The sequence below is a fragment of the Oleiphilus sp. HI0123 genome, assembly GCF_001635315.1.
Map to the genome: position 1 here is coordinate 1 of NZ_LWGE01001573.1, position 1,593 is coordinate 1,593.

General features: G+C 41.4%; 3 protein-coding genes. All 3 read right to left on the minus strand.

Annotated elements, in window-relative coordinates:
- A partial coding sequence (locus A3761_RS21075) for a carbamoyltransferase N-terminal domain-containing protein (RefSeq protein WP_068750822.1) occupies positions 1-1,225 on the minus strand: 1,225 nt, incomplete at its 3' end.
- A 9-nt stretch (positions 1,226-1,234) separates the two neighbouring features.
- Positions 1,235-1,384 (minus strand): DUF5989 family protein, encoded by a 150-nt coding sequence (locus tag A3761_RS28020; protein WP_197469965.1) that lies wholly within the window; start codon positions 1,382-1,384, stop codon positions 1,235-1,237.
- An 11-nt stretch (positions 1,385-1,395) separates the two neighbouring features.
- Positions 1,396-1,593, minus strand: a 198-nt coding sequence (locus A3761_RS28650) for a hypothetical protein (RefSeq protein ID WP_231881277.1), incomplete at its 5' end; no start/stop codon positions are given.

The window sequence follows — 1,593 nt, forward strand, 5'->3', positions numbered from 1 at the left end:
CCAACGCAGAGGCAGTTTTTTCGATAATCTCGTTAGCATTTAACTCTGTGAAACTGGCTCCAAGGTCAGTCAGCTTAGACCTTATATCATTCGAACTAAACTCGGGACCTAAATACGTCCCTTGCATACTATCCTTACCCCGTACAACCGACCTTGGTTGATCAAGCATTGAGTAATATGTCGCTAAAGCTGCTCCAACAGACCCACCGGCATCACCTGACGCGGGCTGAACCCAAACATTTTCAAAAATATTTTCTCGTATCAACACACCGTTGGCAACACAATTGAGCGCAACACCACCCGCTAAGCAAAGGTTCGTCTGACCGGTCTCACTGGCAATATTCCTAGCCATCTTTATCACAACATCTTCAATAACTTTCTGAATGGAAGCAGCTAAATCCATTTCTTTCTGAGTTAAAGTTGACTCCGGTTGTCTTGGAGGGCCACCAAACAAGTTATGAAAGCGCTTATTCGTCATTGTTAAGCCAGTACAATAGTCGAAATACGCCATATTCAACTGAAAAGAGCCATCGTCCCTAATGTCTATGAGGTGTTCTTTAATCTTATTAACATAAACCGGTTTTCCATACGGGGCTAAGCCCATCACCTTATACTCACCAGCATTCACCTTAAAGCCGGTATAGTAAGTAAATGCAGAATATAAAAGCCCCAGAGAGTGCGGAAAATGAATCTCTTTCAAAACCTCTAAAGAATTTCCTTTCCCGATAGCTAGAGATGTCGTCGTCCACTCACCTACACCATCCATAGTAAGCACTGCTGCGTTATCAAAGGGGGAAGGATAAAAAGCACTTGCTGCGTGACTAAGGTGATGCTCTGAGAACAGTAAACGGTCACGCCACTCAGTATCGCAACCGAGAACATGAGACAGTTCTTTTAATATTGTAGATTTTTGAAATAACTTATCTTTAACCCATAAGGGCATCGATGTAGCAAAACTCCTCAAGCCTTTGGGTGCGAATGCCAAGTAAGTCTCAAGCAAGCGTTCAAATTTGAGAAAGGGCTTATCATAAAAAGTAACATACTCAATTTGATCAGGCTTGATTTGCGCTACCTGTAGGCAATATTTAATCGCTTCAATTGGAAAAGAGGAGTCATGTTTTACACGAGTAAACCGCTCTTCTTGAACTGCAGCTACTATTTCCCCCCCCTTAATTAAACAAGCTGCACTATCGTGGTAATAAGCTGAAATTCCTAGAATATACATCGAATAATCTTAAAAAAGCGTATAGATAAATGGAGCGACGACTGATCCTTCTGCAAGTACCAATAGTCCACCAAAGAGCACCATGACGCCAATAATTGGTATCAACCACAACTTCTTTCGTACTCTCAGAAAAGCTATTAGCTCTTTAAGAAAATCCATTTGTTAGTTCCTTAGAATTGGTTCTTGAAATCTGTGGAGTTTTGCTCCGCGTCAGTTCTATCTTTCCAATGCGAGTTACGCTTCTGCATCTTCAATCTAAGTTCGTCTCGTCCAAACACTCGCATTCCAATAGCGACTGGAGTTATCAGAACATAAAAAATAGCCCCAATAATAATTGGGCTAACAACCTTCCCTAATAACAAACCAAT

Bases quoted from the DNA above. Each gene is read 5' to 3' on its own strand.
- A3761_RS28020 (WP_197469965.1), bottom strand. From the start codon at position 1,384: ATGGATTTTCTTAAAGAGCTAATAGCTTTTCTGAGAGTACGAAAGAAG.